15 protein-coding genes are annotated in these 16,686 nt (G+C 62.0%); 5 read left to right on the top strand and 10 right to left on the bottom strand.

Features of this window, described 5'->3' with window-relative positions; translation table 11 throughout:
• The first annotated feature begins 349 nt into the window (after positions 1 to 349).
• A complete protein-coding gene (locus tag ACIP02_RS27235; protein ID WP_400622906.1) occupies positions 350 to 2,029 on the top strand; it encodes an MFS transporter in 1,680 nt (559 codons plus the stop codon).
• Positions 2,030 to 2,155: 126 nt separating this feature from the next.
• Here ACIP02_RS27235 and ACIP02_RS27230 read toward each other — a convergent pair whose 3' ends face one another.
• Together ACIP02_RS27230 and ACIP02_RS27225 are read right to left on the bottom strand one after the other, a co-directional pair.
• Positions 2,156 to 2,725: a hypothetical protein gene (locus ACIP02_RS27230; RefSeq protein WP_201201098.1), complete on the bottom strand. Its 570-nt coding sequence runs from the start codon at positions 2,723 to 2,725 to the stop codon at positions 2,156 to 2,158.
• Between the two features lie 42 nt (positions 2,726 to 2,767).
• Complete coding sequence (locus ACIP02_RS27225) at positions 2,768 to 3,154, bottom strand: VOC family protein (RefSeq protein WP_400622904.1); 387 nt, start codon at positions 3,152 to 3,154, stop codon at positions 2,768 to 2,770.
• A 199-nt stretch (positions 3,155 to 3,353) separates the two neighbouring features.
• Here ACIP02_RS27225 and ACIP02_RS27220 point away from each other — a divergent pair, with 199 nt between their 5' ends.
• Entirely contained in the window at positions 3,354 to 4,259 is a 906-nt protein-coding gene (locus tag ACIP02_RS27220; RefSeq protein WP_400622902.1) for a LysR family transcriptional regulator, read from the top strand.
• 48 nt (positions 4,260 to 4,307) lie between these two features.
• Here the strand turns inward: ACIP02_RS27220 and ACIP02_RS27215 are convergent, their stop codons facing one another.
• From ACIP02_RS27215 to ACIP02_RS27205, 3 genes are all read right to left on the bottom strand, one after another.
• Positions 4,308 to 5,822 carry an MDR family MFS transporter gene (locus tag ACIP02_RS27215; RefSeq protein WP_400622900.1) on the bottom strand — a complete coding sequence of 505 codons (1,515 nt, stop codon included), beginning with the start codon at positions 5,820 to 5,822 and terminating at the stop codon, positions 4,308 to 4,310.
• A gap of 10 nt (positions 5,823 to 5,832) precedes the next feature.
• Positions 5,833 to 6,501 (bottom strand): TetR/AcrR family transcriptional regulator, encoded by a 669-nt coding sequence (locus ACIP02_RS27210; protein WP_400622898.1) that lies wholly within the window; start codon positions 6,499 to 6,501, stop codon positions 5,833 to 5,835.
• A gap of 257 nt (positions 6,502 to 6,758) precedes the next feature.
• Entirely contained in the window at positions 6,759 to 8,537 is a 1,779-nt protein-coding gene (locus ACIP02_RS27205) for a phosphoethanolamine transferase CptA (RefSeq protein ID WP_400622896.1), read from the bottom strand.
• A 181-nt stretch (positions 8,538 to 8,718) separates the two neighbouring features.
• On the opposite strand from ACIP02_RS27205, the gene ACIP02_RS27200 reads away from it, so the two are divergent.
• Positions 8,719 to 8,874, top strand: coding sequence for a DUF2986 domain-containing protein (locus tag ACIP02_RS27200; protein ID WP_400622894.1), 156 nt, complete (start codon positions 8,719 to 8,721; stop codon positions 8,872 to 8,874).
• Between the two features lie 141 nt (positions 8,875 to 9,015).
• Here ACIP02_RS27200 and ACIP02_RS27195 read toward each other — a convergent pair whose 3' ends face one another.
• The 4 genes from ACIP02_RS27195 to ACIP02_RS27180 all read right to left on the bottom strand — a co-directional run bounded on the left by ACIP02_RS27195 (position 9,016) and on the right by ACIP02_RS27180 (position 12,767).
• Entirely contained in the window at positions 9,016 to 9,390 is a 375-nt protein-coding gene (locus ACIP02_RS27195) for a hypothetical protein (protein ID WP_400622892.1), read from the bottom strand.
• A gap of 212 nt (positions 9,391 to 9,602) precedes the next feature.
• Entirely contained in the window at positions 9,603 to 10,193 is a 591-nt protein-coding gene (locus tag ACIP02_RS27190) for a biliverdin-producing heme oxygenase (protein ID WP_400622890.1), read from the bottom strand.
• A 79-nt stretch (positions 10,194 to 10,272) separates the two neighbouring features.
• A complete protein-coding gene (locus tag ACIP02_RS27185; protein WP_400622888.1) occupies positions 10,273 to 11,601 on the bottom strand; it encodes an MFS transporter in 1,329 nt (442 codons plus the stop codon).
• A 152-nt stretch (positions 11,602 to 11,753) separates the two neighbouring features.
• Positions 11,754 to 12,767, bottom strand: coding sequence for a GlxA family transcriptional regulator (locus ACIP02_RS27180; RefSeq protein ID WP_400622886.1), 1,014 nt, complete (start codon positions 12,765 to 12,767; stop codon positions 11,754 to 11,756).
• Between the two features lie 285 nt (positions 12,768 to 13,052).
• Here ACIP02_RS27180 and ACIP02_RS27175 point away from each other — a divergent pair, with 285 nt between their 5' ends.
• The gene (locus tag ACIP02_RS27175) at positions 13,053 to 14,015 is read left to right on the top strand and encodes a LysR family transcriptional regulator (protein WP_400622908.1); all 963 of its coding nucleotides are present in this window, start codon (positions 13,053 to 13,055) and stop codon (positions 14,013 to 14,015) included.
• A gap of 169 nt (positions 14,016 to 14,184) precedes the next feature.
• Positions 14,185 to 15,420, top strand: a complete 1,236-nt coding sequence (locus tag ACIP02_RS27170) for an SRPBCC family protein (protein ID WP_400622884.1) — start codon at positions 14,185 to 14,187, stop codon at positions 15,418 to 15,420.
• Positions 15,421 to 15,490: 70 nt separating this feature from the next.
• On the opposite strand, the gene ACIP02_RS27165 is transcribed toward ACIP02_RS27170, so the two are convergent.
• Positions 15,491 to 16,510 (bottom strand): XdhC family protein, encoded by a 1,020-nt coding sequence (locus ACIP02_RS27165; RefSeq protein ID WP_400622882.1) that lies wholly within the window; start codon positions 16,508 to 16,510, stop codon positions 15,491 to 15,493.
• Positions 16,511 to 16,686 lie beyond the last annotated feature (176 nt).

The following is a 16,686-nucleotide window of genomic DNA, read 5'->3' as shown; positions in this document are numbered from 1 at the left end:
GCTGCAGGCCCCATCCATGGGGCCTCAGCGCTTGACGGGCATCCATGCCCGTCACCTCCCTCCGCAAGCCCTTCGCTCGGCCTCCTGAAGTCGCACTCTGTGTCGCCTGGGCTATCGCGCGCTTAGAAGCAAATTCAAAAGCAGGAGCAAAAGCAGGAGCAAAAGCAGGAGGGCCGGGTTGGAGTGGATATCCCGGCAAAGCCAATTATGCTTCAGTTACCTTGCTGCGATCCGAGGCGGCCCGCCTCGTCGTGCTTCGCGCAACCAAAGCAAGCCCTAGGGCCTGGGTGCGACGGTGAAATGGGTATGAGGTACTCCGGCCTGCATGAAGACATGACGGAGGTTACCCATGGCGGTTCTCGACAGCGCATCCACGGGCAGTAGCGCGCCCCAACGCGGCATCACCAAGGAGGAGCGCAAGGTCATCTTCGCTTCATCCCTGGGCACGGTGTTCGAATGGTACGACTTCTACCTGTACGGCTCCCTGGCCGCGATCATCGCCAAGCATTTCTTTGCCGGGGTCAATGAAACCACTTCGTTCATCTTCGCCTTGCTGGCCTTTGCCGCCGGTTTCGCCGTGCGGCCCTTCGGCGCCATCGTGTTCGGCCGCCTGGGTGACATGATCGGGCGCAAGCACACCTTCCTCATCACCATCATCATCATGGGCCTGTCCACCGCAGTAGTGGGCCTGCTACCCAGTTACAGCTCGATCGGCGTGGCCGCGCCAATCATCCTGATTACCCTGCGCCTGCTGCAGGGCCTGGCCTTGGGCGGTGAGTACGGTGGCGCTGCCACCTACGTGGCCGAGCACGCGCCCAAGGGCCGTCGCGGCTTCTTCACCGCCTGGATCCAGACCACCGCCACACTGGGGCTGTTCCTGTCGCTGCTGGTGATCATGGCCTGCCGCACGGCCATGGGCACGGAGGTGTTCGAAGCCTGGGGCTGGCGCATACCGTTCCTGCTGTCGATCCTGTTGCTGGCGATTTCGGTGTATATCCGCCTGCAACTGAACGAGTCGCCAGTGTTCATGAAGATGAAGGCCGAAGGTAAGGCATCCAAGGCGCCACTGACCGAATCGTTTGCCCGCTGGGACAATCTCAAAGTAGTCATCATGTCGCTGCTCGGCGGCACCGCCGGCCAGGCCGTGGTCTGGTACACCGGGCAGTTCTATGCGTTGTTCTTCCTGTTGCAGATGCTCAAGATCGAGCCACAAACCGCCAACCTGCTGATTGCCGGCTCGCTGCTGATCGGCACGCCGTTCTTCATCTTCTTCGGCAGCCTGTCGGACCGCATTGGTCGCAAGAAGATCGTCATGGCCGGCTGCATCATCGCCGCGTTGACCTACTTCCCGATCTTCAAGGCGCTAACCGAGTACGGCAACCCGGATGTATTCGTTGCCCAGGAGCAGAACCCGGTGGTGGTGGTGGCCGACCCTGGCCAGTGTGCGTTTCAGTTCGACCCGGTGGGCAAGGCCAAATTTACCAGCTCCTGCGACATCGCCAAGAGCCTGCTGGCCAAGCGCGCCATCCCCTATACCAACGAAGCGGCAGAGCCTGGCAGCGTGACGCAGATCCGCATCGGTGAGCGGGTGTTGCCGAGCTTCGACGGCAGCAGCCTGGCGGCGGCAGACTTCAAGGCGCAGAACGACGCCTTTACCGCAACCCTGGGCGGTGCGTTGAAAGAGGCGGGCTACCCCGAGAAGGCCGACCCGGCCAAGATCCACTACCCGATGGTGCTGTTGCTGCTGACCATTTTGGTGATCTACGTGACCATGGTCTACGGGCCGATTGCCGCCTGGCTGGTGGAGCTGTTCCCGGCGCGTATCCGCTACACCTCGATGTCGCTGCCTTACCACATCGGTAACGGCTGGTTCGGCGGCTTCTTGCCAACCGTGGCGTTTGCCATGGTGGCGGCGACCGGGGATATCTATTACGGCCTGTGGTATCCGATCGTGATTGCCGTGATGACGGCGGTGCTGGGGATTTTCTTCCTGCCGGAGACCAAGGATCGGGATATCAATCACACCTGAAGATTGGGGTTGCCTGTGCGGACCTCTTCGCGGCGGTTCGACGCCTCGATGAACCCGCTCCTACAAGGAACGCTGGCCCCTTGTAGGAGCGGGTTTACCCGCGAAGAGGCCGGCACAGGCAGCCCATCAATCAAAATACCCACGCAGCCCAAAGGCATACCCCGTATCAACCTCCGCCGCCTCACCCCGGCTCCAGCGCTTCTTCAGCACGAACTCGAACGCCGGCTCGTACAACCCGTCACGCACCAGCGCCCCCGCCAGTACCTCCACGTCATACCAGCCATTGTCCAGCTCGATGACCGGCCGCCCCGGCACCTGATAGCGCGCCATCAAGTCACCCAGAGTCTTGGGCGTGAAGTGCTGCAGGATGCGCCAGGTGTACAGCATCAGCGCCCCATGCTCGACCCGTAGCACATAACCATTGCGCCGGTGCTTCAGGCGGCTGCCCGCTTCGCGCAGGGCCGGGGTGTAGCCATCGAGGGTAAACAGGATGCGGTAGGGCAGGTTGTCGACCCCGGCCAGCGGCAGCACGACGCCTTCGCGCACGGCCTGGTCGCCGCAGTCGTCGTGGGTGAACGCATAGGCCAGGTCGTCGGGCAGTTGATGGTCCTGTTTGAAGCGCTCGAGCAGTTGGATATCGCCGAGCAGAAAGTAGTCGACCAGGTCGTTTAGCACTTCGCTGAATTCGTGGCGCATTTGTTTTCCTTATTGATGCGCATTGCGGGAAAGGGCAACCGGCTAGTGTTTCTGGGCGATCTGGATCAGGTTGCCGCAGGTGTCATCGAACACCGCTATCGTGACCGGCCCCATGTCGGTGGGCGGCTTCGTGAACTGCACGCCTGCCGCGCACAGCCGGGTATATTCGGCCTGGATGTCACGCACGCCAAAGGACGTGGCGGGGATGCCATCCTGCCTGAGCGCGGCCTTGTACACCTTGGCCGCCGGGTGGGCGTCCGGCTCCAGCAACAGCTCGACGCCATTGGGGTCGTTGGGCGAGGTCAAGGTTAACCAGCGGTGCCGGCCCATGGGGATATCGTGCCTGGGCTCGAAACCGAGAACGTAATGGTAGAATGCCAGGGCCTTGGCCTGGTCGTCGACGAGGATGCTGGTGACCACGATCTTCATAAGCTCACACCGTATGCCTGGGGCCGATGTGTATCAGTAAAGACGTTCGGGCGTATTTGACCAGTAAGGTGTGCGCCAACAAAAAAGCTGCTCACGCCATAGGTAAATCCTTCATTAGCCGGCCCCCCTCGAGCCGCTGCCAGGGGTAAAGTGTCAGGCATGATCCCCGTGCGCCGATAGCGGCGACCCAGAGGTACCCGTGGCTGCCTATACCTTGCGACAACTCAAGTACTTCGTCACTACCGTGGAGGCCGGCAGCGTTGCCGAGGCTTCGCGCCAGTTGTACATCGCCCAGCCGTCCATCTCCACGGCAATCAAAAGCCTGGAAGAAAGCTTCGGTGTGCAGCTGTTCATCCGCCATCACGCCCAGGGCGTGTCGTTGACGCCCAGTGGCAAGCGCTTCTATGCCAAGACCAAGTCGCTGCTGCAGATGGCCCATGAATTTGAACAGAACGCGCTGGCCGACAACGACACCGTGGCCGGGCAGATCGACATCGGCTGCTTCGAAACCGTGGCGCCGTTGTACCTGCCGCGGCTGATCGCCGGCTTTCGCCAGCGTTATCCGGGCGTGGATATCCGCCTGCGCGATGGTGAGCAGCAGGACCTGATTCAGGGCCTGACGGCGGGTACCTTCGACCTGGCGTTTCTCTACGACCATGACCTGGATGGTACCATCGAGGCCGAACCGCTGATGCCGCCACAGAAGCCCTACGTGCTGCTGCCGGAGAACCACCGCTTTGCCGGCCAGTCCCAGGTTTCACTGCGCGACTTGTGCCCGGAGCCGATGATCCTCCTGGACGTGGCGCCCAGCCGCACCTACTTCGTCAGCCTGTTCAACGAAATGGGGCTGACGCCGAACATCGTCTTCAGCTCGCCGTCGATCGAGATGGTGCGCGGCATGGTCGGGCAAGGCTTCGGGTTCTCGCTATTGGTGACTCGCCCGCATACGGAATACACCTACGACGGCCAGCGCTTGGTCATGCTGGATATCGCCGAGCCGGTAGCCCTGTCGGGGTTGGCTGCGGCGTGGTTGAAGCGGGTGCAACTGACCAAACCGGCGCAGTTGTTCGTCGACTTTTGCCGGGAAGAGCTGGCCAAGTTCTGAGAATCGGCAAGCCATCCGTGGCGAAGCACCCGAAAAGCCCAAACCTCTTCACGCCTGCGTGGCCCGGCGCAGCGGCACTTCGCGCAACAGCCAGGACAGCGCGAAGGCGACACTGGTAATACCGCCGGCCAGCAGGAACACCCCATGCATGGCGCCAGAAAACGCGACCAGGTAGCTGTGCTGCAGGGCCGCAGGCAACGCGTGCACGGCGGCTGGCGACAGGCTCGCCGGGCCACCGGCGCTGGCGCTGAAGTCGCTGGCCAGGCCACCGAGCAGGGCATGTGAAAACAGTGCGCCAAACAGAGACACGCCGATGGCGCCGCCAATCGAGCGGAACAAGGTTGCCCCGGATGTGGCCACGCCCATGTGGCGCGGCTCGACGCTGTTCTGCACGGCCAGGATCAGCACCTGCATGACCATGCCCAGGCCGGCACCGAGCAGGCCCATGTACAGGTCCATCAACGCCATCGGGGTGTCCAGGTCAAGCCGACTCAGCAGGCCGAGGGCAACCACCTGCAGCAGCGTGCCGAGGATCGGGAACATCCGGTAGCGCCCCCAGCGGCTGATCAGTCGCCCGGTAACTGCCGACACCACCAGCAGGCCGCCCATCAGCGGCAGCATCTGCAACCCGGCACTGGTCGGCGTGGCGTTCTTTACCACCTGCATGTAAAGCGGCAGAAAGGTGACTGCGCCAAACAGCGACACCCCGACGATAAAGCCGATCAACCCGGCGAGCACGAAGGTACGGTGGCGGAACAGGTGCAGCGGCAGGATCGGCTCGGCGGCGCGGCGTTGCTCGAGGACGAAGCCGGCCAAGCCGATCAGGGCAAAAAGCGACAGGCACAGCATGTCCAGCGATTGCCACGCCAGCAGGCTGCCGCCCAGGCTGGTGATGAGCACCACTGCGCCCAGCGCCACGGTAAGGAAGAACGCGCCGATGTAATCCACCTTATGCTGCACCAGGGCTACATGTGGGCGGAATACGCTGCCGATCACCAGCAACGCCAGCAGGCCCAGCGGCAGATTGATGTAGAAGATCCAGTGCCATGACAGGTGTTCCACCAGAAAACCGCCGATCAACGGCCCGACCACCGTGGCGAGGCCGAACACGCCGCCGAACAGGCCCTGGTAGCGGCCACGTTCGGCAGGCGGGATGACATCGCCGATGGCGGCCATCGCCACCACCATCAGGCCGCCACCGCCCAACCCCTGCAAGATACGAAACGCGATCAGCTGGCCCATGGTCTGCGCCGCGCCACACAGTGCCGAGCCCAGCAGAAACAGCACGACGGCGACCTGCAGCACGCGTTTGCGGCCGAACTGGTCACCGAACTTGCCATACAGCGGCACCACCACCGTGGAGGCCAGCAGGTAGGCGGTGACCACCCACGACAGCCAGCGCAGCCCGCCGAGGTCGCTGACGATGGTCGGCAGCGCGGTCGAGACAATGGTCTGGTCGAGGGCGGCCAGGAACATCACCAGCATCAGCGCGGCCAGCAGCAGCGGGATGGAGGTTTGCGCGTCCGTTGCGGCAGGGGAGGTATTTGTGGGTATCGGTTGCACGGGGCGGACCTCAACGATGTGTGGCGTGGGCCTGGGCATGCTGTCGGCCGGCGTCCTGCAGGCCTGCCAGGGCAAAGCGGTACAACTGCGCGGCAACTGCCTCGACCGGCATTTGCAGAATCTCGTGCAGCGCGCCAGCGCCACCGCGCGGGCCAATCAGCAACATTGCCCACGGCGCCGTGACGCAGAGGATGCAGCGGGTCAGCGCAGGGTCGTCGGCGGGAATCTGGCTGACTTCGCTGAACAGCGCCTTGAGCAGCGACAGGCGCAGCGGTGCTGCCGCCTGCAGGTGAGCCTGGCCATGGGGGCTGGGGGCGAGGATTTCTGCGGCCAGTACCCGCAGGTGCCAGTTGTCGCGGGCCGAGGTGGCTTTGTGCACGACCAGTTCCACCAACGCCCGCAGTTTTTCCTCGGCCGCTTGCACGCCTTGGATAATGCGTTGCAGGTCGCTGAGGTCGAGGAAGCGTTGCCGGGCTTCGTCGAGCACCGCCAGGTACAAACCGTTGCGGCTGCCGAAGTGGTAGTTGATCGAGGCCAGGTCGACCTCGGCCTTGGCCGCGACTGCCTTGTTGCTGGTTTCGGCATAGCCGAGCGCGGCGAACAGCTCGCCGGCGGCTTCGAGGATACGGGTGCGGGTGACGGCGCCGTCCTTGCGCGGTTCACGGGGGGCGGTGGACATGGCTCGGGTGCTCTGTGTACCAGGAATATGGACGGAGCGTGACGCAGGGTTAATTTAAAATCAATTTAAATTTAATTTATTTTCCGGAGCGGTTTGCCGTAGAGAACATCTGAGCGTCTGCGCGATCCCTGTAGGAGCGGGTTCACCCGCGAATCAGGCGACGCGGTGCATGGCACCGGCTGCGCCGGTGTTCGCGGCTAAAGCCGCTCCTACAGGAAATGGAGCGGCCTTAGGTGCGTAAAGCGCCTCAAAAAGAGTCAGTTCAAGCGCTTGCCACTCTGCTCCTCGCCACTGCTCGCTGTTTGTTGCACCGCTTCGGCCTTGTCGACCGGCAACTGGTCGAACTCTCGCAAGCCGTCCTTGCGGTACGGGTCACCAATCCAGCGTGGGGCCACCACAAACTGCGGGTTGACCAGGCTCTTGGCCGGCTCGAAACGGTCATAGCTCAACCCGGCCAGGTCGGACAGGGTATGGATCAGGTGCGAGCTGCTGTACGGGCGGTTGGCCATCGCCTGCAAGTCGCGTGGGTGCTCGGCCTGCCAGCTTGGCGAGGTCCACAACAGGAACGGGATGGTGTACATCGGCCGGGTCGGTGCGCTTTCGTTGCGCCCCAGGCGGTCGTGGTTGCCAGAGCTGTACACGTCCTCACCATGGTCGGACAGGTACACCAGGAAACCGTTGGGGTTACCCGCCGAGTAACGCTTGATCAGGCTCGACACCACGAAGTCGTTGTAGCGCACGGCGTTGTCGTAGAAGTTGTAGGTTTCCACCTGGTCATCGGTCAGTGCGCCCGGTGCGCCCTGCTTGTCGGTGAAGTGCGCGTAGTCGTCCGGGTAGCGGTAGCGGTAGTCCATGTGCGTGCCCAGCAGGTGGACGATGATGAACTTGTTCGGCGCAGGGTCTTGCAGGGCCTTCTCGAACGGTGCCAGCACTACGTCATCGTACTGGCTGGCATTCTGGTTGCGCTGGTTGTTCAGGTACACCGGCGCGTCCGTCTGCTGCGAGAAGGTGGTGAGCATGGTGTTGCGCTTGGTCATGGTCTGCTGGTTGGTGATCCAGAAGGTCTTGTAGCCTGCCTGTTTCATCAGGTTGATCAGCGACGGGTCGGTGAGGAAGCGGTCCGGGTTCTGCTCATCGCCGAAGGTAAGGATTTGCTGCATCACTTCGATGGTGTATGGGCGTGGCGATACCACGTCGCGAAACACGGTCAGGCCCTTGTCGTTGGCCGCCAGCGCGTCGAGGTTGGGCGTGGTGTCGCGGTTGTAGCCGTACAGGTGCATGTGCTCGCGGGTGGTGGACTCGCCCAGCACCAGTACCAGGGTGCGGGGCGCCGAACCGCTGCTGTCACGCAGGTTCTGCAACGGGGGCAGGGCCGCGTTCTGGGCCAGCAGCTCCTGCATGTTGTCCAGCTGCTGGCGGTACTGCCGGTAGCCGACCAGCAATTGCCAGGGCACGGCGGGCTCCATGCGCTGCTGCACCTTTTCGACGGCGTCGGCAAAGTTACGCTCTTGGGTGACCATCTGCTTGTAGAAGGGCAGCACCAGGTTGGCCAGCAGTAACAGCACGACCACCGGCAGGCGACCGCGCAGCGGCAGGTAGACCGGGCGCACGCGCCGCCACAACACCACGGCCACCAGGCTGTACAGCAGCAGCGCCAGGCCCAGCCACACAGTGAAATACTGGCTGAAGTACTCACCCGCTTCGGCGGTATTGGACTCGAACATCACGAAGATGACGCTTTGCGAGAACTCCTGGCGATAGATGCCGAAGTAGCTCAGGCCGACCAGCGATGCAGCCCACAGCGCCAGGCCGATGATGGCCGCCGTGGCGCGCGTAAAGCGCGGCAGCAGCAATACCGGGACCAGCCACAGGCTGCTGAGGAAGAACGCATCACGGAAACCGGCAAAGCCGGTGGTGCCACTGAACAGCAGCAACGCCTGGGTTACGCCGGAGAAGTACCAGAAAAACAGAAACAGCCAGCCCAGGCCGGCCCAGTCCACGCGCTTGTGCGCAACAGGGGATGTAGTGTGTGACACGTATGCCTCGTCGTACCTTGGCAGCCAGCGATTGTGCGCGTGGCCGGGAAGGGCGAGACGCTAATCTGCAGACTGTGAAAATAACGTCAAGGCGGCGAGCCAAATGGCCACTGTGGTTGGCAGCAAGGCCAGCAAAGGTATGATGGCGACAGCGAAACCGTACTGAAAGGCCGAGTGGACCATGAACCGTCGTAAGAAGATCAAGCAGCTGTTACAGGCGCACCAGAAAAAAGCCAGTGCTAAACTGGCACCGCGCAAGCCCAAGTATATTTGCAAGGCTGACCGGTTGACGCTGGAGGCCGAGGCGGTGGGGGATGTTCCACAACAGGCCGACTGACGCGAACCCTGTAGGAGCGGCCTTGTGTCGCGATCGGGCCGCAAAGCGGCCCCTCGATTTCAGCATTCAAACAGATATCGCCTGGGCCGCTTTGCGGCCCGATCGCGACACAAGGCCGCTCCTACAAAGGGCATATCGGCTTTAGCGCCGGTAGTAACGGTGCTCATCATGGTGCCGCTGGTGCAGCGCCCGCTCATGGCGACGCTCCCAGTCCCGACGGCGTTCCCAGTCGCGCCGCCGCTCCCAGTCCCGCCGGGCTTGCTCACGCCGCCACTGTTCGCGGCGCCAGTCGCTTCTGTGGTCGTGCCAGCGGTCGTCATCGTGGGCCAGCAGCGTGGCTGGCTGTTCAACGGCCACACCGGCCACCTTCGACCAAGGGTTGCCGGCCGCTTGCAACGGCGCTTGGACGGCCGGCGCTACTGCCCCAGGCGCCTTCATTTGTGTTGCTGATGCTGTGCCCACCGCCGCGAACGAGAACAGGCCGAGCAGCATCAACCTTGCGACATGTATTTTCATGAGCGAAGCCAACCTCTGATAACCATTGAACCATCTGGCCAGCAGGTGTGGAGCGAACCTTGCCTCGCATGCCGCGCCCTGTCTGTGCCTTTCACATAGACCGGCAATCGGGAAAAAGTTCGCTGCAGCAATAACTTGTAGAACATTGCCCAGTGCAAATGTAGGAGCGGCTTTAGCCGCGAACACCGGCAAAGCCGGTGCCATGCGCGCAATCATGCGTCCGCAAACACTGCGCGCAGGTGGCCCCGATAGCTGTCGAACGCAGCTATGGCCCCAGCCACCGCTTCTGCCTCTTGCCACTCATCCAGCAGCAAACCATCCACCTTGGCAACGAACTCGCGCCAATGCAGCGCGCGGCCATCCGGGTGCGCTGCCAGGTGGCTGGCGCCCAGGGTGCCAGCCAGGCCAAGGCGCTGGGTGAGCTTGAACAGAAACGCCGCTCCCAGGTTCGACCCTTCACTGCAGTACAACCAGCCCAGGGCCTGGGCCGGGGTGGCGCAGACCGGTTGGGGGCGCGGCGGTAAAGGCCAGCCCAGGTCACGCAGATCGGCCTCGACCGCCGCAAAGCGTGACAGCGCCAGCAGCCCCGGCAGCTGCAGATTCAGTTGCCGGTCCTGATACAGCGCCAACAAGCTGCCATGAAACCGGTGCTGCACCTGCAGGAACCGGCCATAGCGTTCGCGGCTCTCGAAAGGCCGGGCCGCCATCACCAATTGATCGACGCTGTCGTGGTCCCGGCTGCTGGCCGCTTTCAAGCGTTTGCAGCGGCCTGGCTCCGTATGGGGAGAGGGTGCAGCGGTCATCGGCATATCCATGGCGTAAGGGCAATGTGCCCATCATGCTTGCCATCCCTGGCACGCAGCAAGCACCACACGTGGCGATCTACCCCAGGGCAGCCGCCTGTTGCAGGTTCAGCGAGCGGGTTTCCGGGGCCAGCAGCCAGGACAGTAGCAGGCCGAAGAACGTGATGGCAGCGGCCACGTACATGGTCTGCGCAATGCCCAGTACGTCCAGCGACATCGGCACCAGGTAGGTGCCCACCGCTGCACCGATGCGTGAGATGGAGGTGCCCATGCCCACGGCGAAAGCGCGGATCTCGGTGGGAAAGATCTCGTTCGGGTACACCAGCGTCAACACCTGCGCGCCGCCGATGAACAACGCATACATGGCGAAGAACAGCAGGATCCAGATGCCCGCACTGCTGTGCAACGCGCCCAGGCACAGCAAGGCCAGGCCCGAGACCAGGAAGCTGTACAGCAGCAGGTTGCGGCGGCCAATCACGTTGATCAGGCGGGTAGCAAGTATGCAGCCGACCACGAAGAACAGCGTGATCAGCACCGAGCCGATCGAGGCGCTGTCACCTTTCACGTTCAGCGCCGCCAGCACCTTGGGCGCAAATGCATACACCGAGAACAGCGGGATAATGCAGCAGGTCCAGAACACGATGACAAACAGCATACGCTTGCCATAGCCGGCATACAGCAGGCTCCAGATGTTCACCTTGTGGCTGACGCTTTGCTCGGGCAGGTTGCGCAGGGAAAAGTCCTTGCCGTATACCGCCTTGATCACGTGTTCCGCTTCGGCGCGACGGCCTTTGCTGATTAGCCAGCGTGGCGACTCGGGTGTACCGATACGAACCACGAAAAGTGCCAGGCCAATGATGGCGGAGCTCGCCAGCACCAAGCGCCAGGCATCCTCGACGCCGCTACGCAGCAGCAGTTCGCCAATGATGTAGGCGGCTGCGGCACCGGCAAACCATAGAATGGTAAGCATGGCCAGGCGTGGGCCGCGGTACTTTTTCGGCATGAACTCGACCAGCAACGAGGTGGCCACCGGGTACTCGATACCCACCGCAATACCGATTACCAGGCGCAACAGGAAGATGGCCAGTGCCGAGTCGGCCCAGAACTGCCCAAGCGAAGCGACGATGAACAGCGTAGGCCCGACGAAGAACAAACGCTTGCGGCCAAGCCGATCGGTCAGCCAGCCGCCCAGAAAGCCGCCGAAGAAAATGCCGATCAGCGCCGAGGCGGCGATCAAGCCTTGCCAGAAACTGTCCAGTGACAAGGCCATGCTGATGTGCGCCAGGGCGACACCGATAATGCTCAACACATAGCCATCGACGAACGAGCCGCCGCCAGAACGCAGGGTGAGCAGTTTGTGAAAACTGTTGAGCGGTACATCTTCGACTGAGGTATTAGGACTTGTCATTGTTGTCTCCCGATAGGGTTTTCGAGGCAAAGGGGCAGCGCGGCTCCCAAGACGGAGCCGTGAAGCCATCTCGAAATTTCAGTGATCGATGGCTATACGGTTAGTTTTGTTTTCGGTGCCGGTGATGGCGTGAACAGTGAGCGCCTTGTCGCTCAGATTTCATAACGCACTTCTTTCGATGGCGGGTGGCCGAAGAACGCACTGTAAGACCTGCTGAAGTGGGTGCACGAGACGAACCCGCAGGCAATGGAGACATCGAAGATCGATGCGTTGGAGTTCTGGATCAGGCGCCGCGCCTCGGTAATGCGTAGCTGGAAGTAGTACTTCTGTGGCGTGGTATCGAGCTGGTCCTTGAACAGCCGCTGCACCTGACGCACCGACAGGCCAATGGCCTGGCACAACTGCCCGGGCGACAGCGGCTCCTCAAGGTTGGCCTCCATCAGCTTGATGATCTCGCGCAGGGGCCGGCTGACCTTGGGTTGCAGTGGCTTCTGAAAACTGCGGAACTTGCTCTGGTCATGGTCCAGGGTGTCGAGCACGGCATCGGCCAGCGCCTGGTTGCAGCCGATGTTCAGCCACTGCAGCATCATTTCGAAGGCGCCTGCCGGCGAGGCGGCGGTAAGGCGGTCGCGGTCGAGCACCAGGGCATCATGGGTGACTTGGGCGTGCGGCACGCGCTCGGCCAGGGCAATGCGTTGTTCCGGGTGGATGGCGCAGCGGTAGCCGTCCAGCAGCCCGGCGCTGCCCAAGTACCAGGCACCGTTCCACAAGCCGCCGAGCACCACCGGGAACCTGGCCAGGCGCTTCAGCAGCGCGGTCAACCAGCCCGGTACGGTACGCGCAGCCCGCAGGCCGCCGCAGACCACCATGATGTCGAGGTCGCACAGGCGCACGTCGGTCAGTGGCGTGTCTGGCCTGATGGGGATCGCCAGGTCGCTCATCACTTCGTTGTGGTTGTGGCTGAAGGTGTGCATGCGGATCGAACCGGGGGCAATCAGGTTGGCCGTGACCAGCACGTCAAGCGCCTGGGTGAAACTGGGCAGGGAAAAGTTTTCCAGCAGCAGAAAACCCACCCGGGAAGGTTGGGGGCGGGCAACCGATTGGGCCATGAAGCCCAGGTTGCGCTCCTTGAAGGTGTGGCTGAACGCTCTTGTAGTTATTGTCATGGGGCACCCAAGGCCGATACCTGAGGCTCGGCTGACGAACAGTGTTCAGGCCTTCCGAAGAGGGCTATGGTGTACGGGTCGGTGCTCAATGTAAGTGTGTGACAGTGGCAAAGTCCAACGACATTTCAATGCATTCTTCAATAACCCAGTGTTATCGCTGAACGGGTCGCTTTTTCGTATAACCCTGGGTTATGCGTAAAGTAATTTTAGTACCGATGTGTTTTTCGGCGTGCCGTGTACTATTCAATTGTCAAGTACGCGGAACGAGGAGAACAGACCAGGATGTTGCAGCGGCAAGTTGACCCCGATACCTTGTTACTTCGCATGCCGTCGTTACGTGCCGTCAAAGCTTTTGTAGCCGCCGCCAAGTACCAGAGTTTCACCCGGGCGGCGGAGGCATTGTGTGTTTCGCAGGCGGCTATCAGCCGGCAGATTCGCGAACTGGAAACTTACTTGAGTGCGCGGTTGTTCGAACGCGTGGGGCGTACCGTTTCGCTAACACCCGCGGGTTCGGTGTTTTTCGAGGCCTCGCAGTTGTCGTTCGTCAATATTGCCCAGGCGGCAGAGCGCATTCGTCATACCCCACAGGACAAGCACGTCCTGACTATTTGTTGCTCGCCGGCGTTTTCGGCATTCTGGTTATCGCTTCACCTTAATGAGTTTCGTGCCAACAACCCGGATATCGAACTCAACCTGATCACCACGCATAACTTTCTGACGCGTGAGCCAGGGGTTGAGCCGGATGTGATCATTTCCAAGTTTGCCAATGTGGGCGAGGCCTACACGATCTACCCGCTGTGCCATGACGTGATCTACCCGGTGTGCTCGCCGCAATACCTTGCACGCCACCCCGAGATCGGCACGCTGGAGGGCCTGCGCAGCAGCGCGCTGCTCGACCTGAGCCCGTTCGGCCGGGCCGGTGTGGCCGAACATGTGGACTGGAGCGTGTGGCTGGCGTTCTACAACGTTGACATCGATGAGCGTAACGCCGGCAGCCCTCCGCTGTTTCACGCCAATGACTACAACCTGATCATCAACATGGTGCTGGCCGACCAAGGCGTGGCTTTGGGTTGGAACCAGTTGGTGGAGGGACTGGTGGAGCAGGGTCGTCTGGCCAGGCCGGTGCGTGAGCAAGTGACCTTGCGTAATAGCTTGCATTACCTGGCGTGCAGGGAAAATACCGAGCATGACGCGTGTGGGCGAGTGCGCGACTGGGTGCTTTCAAAGTTTAGCGGCTGGAGAGTTTGAATTAATCAATGCATAACGGCGCCTTATGCAATGGCCTTTGAAAATGTCGTTTGTAGCGAGGAAGGCAGTGGCTTAAGTTGCTGAGAAGTGGCAGCGCGTTGTTCAAAAAGAATAAAGGTCTGGTAATTGTCCGCGGTCGTCGAGCGCACCGTGTGGCTGGAGGATAATAATGAATAGCAATGAATCCGTCATGAGTCTGATCAAGCAGCGTAAACCACGGCATGTATTACCCCGCGAGTTATACCTGGACCCCGAAGTTTACCGTCAGGACCTGGAACAGATCTGGCACAAGGACTGGGTGTTCGCCGGCCATACCTTTGAAATCCCCAAGGCGGGCCAGTACTTCACCTTGCAGATCGGTGACTACCCGGTAGCCGTGGTGCGGGGCAAGGATGGCGAAGTGCGCGCGTTCCACAATGCCTGCCGCCACCGTGGCGCCAAAGTGTGCGAACACGCCAGTGGCAAAGTGGCCAAGCTGGTTTGCCCCTACCACAAGTGGACCTTCGAGCTGGACGGCAACCTGATCTATGCCGGTAACATGGGCGCGGACTTCGACAAGACGCAACACAACCTCAAGCCCGTGCATGTGCAAGTCGTGCACACCTACATCTACGTGTGCGTCGCGCAGCAAGCGCCAGACTTTGCCAGTTTCCGTGCTGCGGTCAGCCCGTTCATTGCCCCGCACGGCCTGGAAAACTGCAAGGTCGCCTTCGAATCCAACCTGATCGAAAAGGGCAACTGGAAGCTCGTGTTCGAGAACAACCGCGAATGCTATCACTGCGACGGCACCCACCCAGAGCTGCTCAACTCGTTCGTCGAGAACCTGTCGGTGGCCGGCGTGGGTGGTGATGACGACCCCGATCTGGTTGCTCACTGGACCCGCTGCGAAACTGCCGGCATGCCCAGCCGCCTGGTCATGGACCCGCTGGGGCGCTTCCGTATGACCCGCATCCCGTTGTCGGCGGGTGCGGTCAGCTACACCATGGACGGCAAGCCTGCGGTGAATGGGCGACTGGACAGCAGTGGCGAAGCGGACATCGGTGCGCTGCTGTACTTCAACTACCCGTCTACATGGAACCACTTCTTGGGTGACCATGCGCTGAGCTTCCGCGTGTTGCCGATTGGCCCTGGTGAAACGCTGGTGACCACCAAATGGCTGGTGCCGGAGTCGGCAGTGGAGGGGGTGGATTACGACCTCGACCGGCTGACCAAGGTGTGGCTGGCGACCAATGACCAGGATCGACGCCTGGTGGAGGGCACCCATGCGGGCGTTTCTTCACCGGCCTATGAACCGGGGCCATTCTCGGAAAATGCCGAGAACGGTGTGTGCCAGTTCGATGACTGGTACTGCGCGACCATGCTGGAACGGTTGAGCGGGCGTGTGCCATTGAAGTCGGTGGGTTGAGCAACGGCGCTGCGGCTACTGCTGATGCCTGCGGCCTTTGCGTAATCTGTATTCGCGGGTAAACCCGCTGCTACAGGGTCCGCGCGAGCTGTTCGGCTTCCTTGGCACGTGTCACGTTGACTGCGCTGGGCAAACGGACGTCATTCTTCGCAGCGAGGATCTCGGCCATGACACTGACGGCAATTTCGGCCGGGGTCTTGCTGCCGATATAGATGCCAATCGGCCCGTGCAGGCGCTGCAGCGACGCTTCGCTTTCACCAAAATGTTCAATCAACCGTTCGCGGCGCAGCTGGCTGTTGCGCCGCGAGCCGATGGCGCCAATGTAGAAGGCCGGGCTGTGCAAGGCTTCGAGCAGGGCCAGGTCGTCCAGCTTGGGGTCGTGGCTGACGGCGACGATGGCGCTGCGAACGTCCGCGCGGAAGGCGCGGACCACGTCGTCCGGCATGCCTGGCAGCAGGGTAACCCCGGCGATACTCCAGCCCGCTGTGTATTCTGGGCGCGGGTCGCACAATGAGACGCTGAAGCCGTTGAACAGGGCCATGGTGGCCAGGTACTCGGCCAGTGCCCCGGCACCGATCAGCAGCAGACGGTAACCAGGGCCGAGGGTGCTAAGCAGGCGCTGGCCATCGAAACTGAACAGTTCAGGTGTGGCGGTGGCGGTAATGCTGGCTGCGCCGCTGCGCAGGTCGAGCTTGCGGCGTACCAGGCTACCGCTGTCCAGGCAGGCCAGCAGTTGTTCCAGGTGCGCCAGCGAGGGGGAGAACTCCAGCACCAGCTCGAGGGTACCGCCGCAGGGCAGGCCGAAACGGTGGGCTTCGTCGGCACTGACGCCATAGCGCACCACCTGAGGCAGGCCGGCAGGCATGCCGGGGCCGCCGTAGGCACGGGTGTAGCGGTGGATGAGGTCGTCCTCGATACAGCCACCAGAGACACTGCCCACCACTCGGCCATCGCTGCGCAGGGCCATCATCGAGCCGACCGGGCGCGGCGAGGAGCCCCAGGTGCGGGCGACCGTGGCGAGCAGGGCGCGGTGGCCGGCGGCTAGCCAGTCGCGGGTGGTGCGCAGGACCAGCAGGTCGATGCTTTCCATGGGAGCTCCTTTAAGACTGGTGTTCAATGGTGACTGTGCTGGCGTCTTCGCGGCTAAAGCCGCTCCTACAGGTTGAGTCCCTGTGGGAGATTCTATGGTTTTCAACAAGCCGGTTTGACCCCTTTGGTGGTGTATTCGTCCTGATTCTTCATCAGGGCGAATGCCACCCTTGCTAG

It is taken from the genome of Pseudomonas sp. NPDC089408, from assembly GCF_044749445.1.
Classification (GTDB): domain Bacteria; phylum Pseudomonadota; class Gammaproteobacteria; order Pseudomonadales; family Pseudomonadaceae; genus Aquipseudomonas.
This window is presented reverse-complemented; position numbering and strand designations above follow the sequence as displayed.

Coding starts and splice junctions, on each gene's coding strand:
- ACIP02_RS27235 (WP_400622906.1), top strand. CDS start 350: ATGGCGGTTCTCGACAGCGCATCCACGGGCAGTAGCGCGCCCCAACGC.
- ACIP02_RS27230 (WP_201201098.1), bottom strand. CDS start 2,725: ATGCGCCACGAATTCAGCGAAGTGCTAAACGACCTGGTCGACTACTTT.
- ACIP02_RS27225 (WP_400622904.1), bottom strand. CDS start 3,154: ATGAAGATCGTGGTCACCAGCATCCTCGTCGACGACCAGGCCAAGGCC.
- ACIP02_RS27210 (WP_400622898.1), bottom strand. CDS start 6,501: ATGTCCACCGCCCCCCGTGAACCGCGCAAGGACGGCGCCGTCACCCGC.
- ACIP02_RS27200 (WP_400622894.1), top strand. CDS start 8,719: ATGAACCGTCGTAAGAAGATCAAGCAGCTGTTACAGGCGCACCAGAAA.
- ACIP02_RS27195 (WP_400622892.1), bottom strand. CDS start 9,390: ATGAAAATACATGTCGCAAGGTTGATGCTGCTCGGCCTGTTCTCGTTC.
- ACIP02_RS27190 (WP_400622890.1), bottom strand. CDS start 10,193: ATGACCGCTGCACCCTCTCCCCATACGGAGCCAGGCCGCTGCAAACGC.
- ACIP02_RS27185 (WP_400622888.1), bottom strand. CDS start 11,601: ATGACAAGTCCTAATACCTCAGTCGAAGATGTACCGCTCAACAGTTTT.
- ACIP02_RS27180 (WP_400622886.1), bottom strand. CDS start 12,767: ATGACAATAACTACAAGAGCGTTCAGCCACACCTTCAAGGAGCGCAAC.
- ACIP02_RS27170 (WP_400622884.1), top strand. CDS start 14,185: ATGAATAGCAATGAATCCGTCATGAGTCTGATCAAGCAGCGTAAACCA.
- ACIP02_RS27165 (WP_400622882.1), bottom strand. CDS start 16,510: ATGGAAAGCATCGACCTGCTGGTCCTGCGCACCACCCGCGACTGGCTA.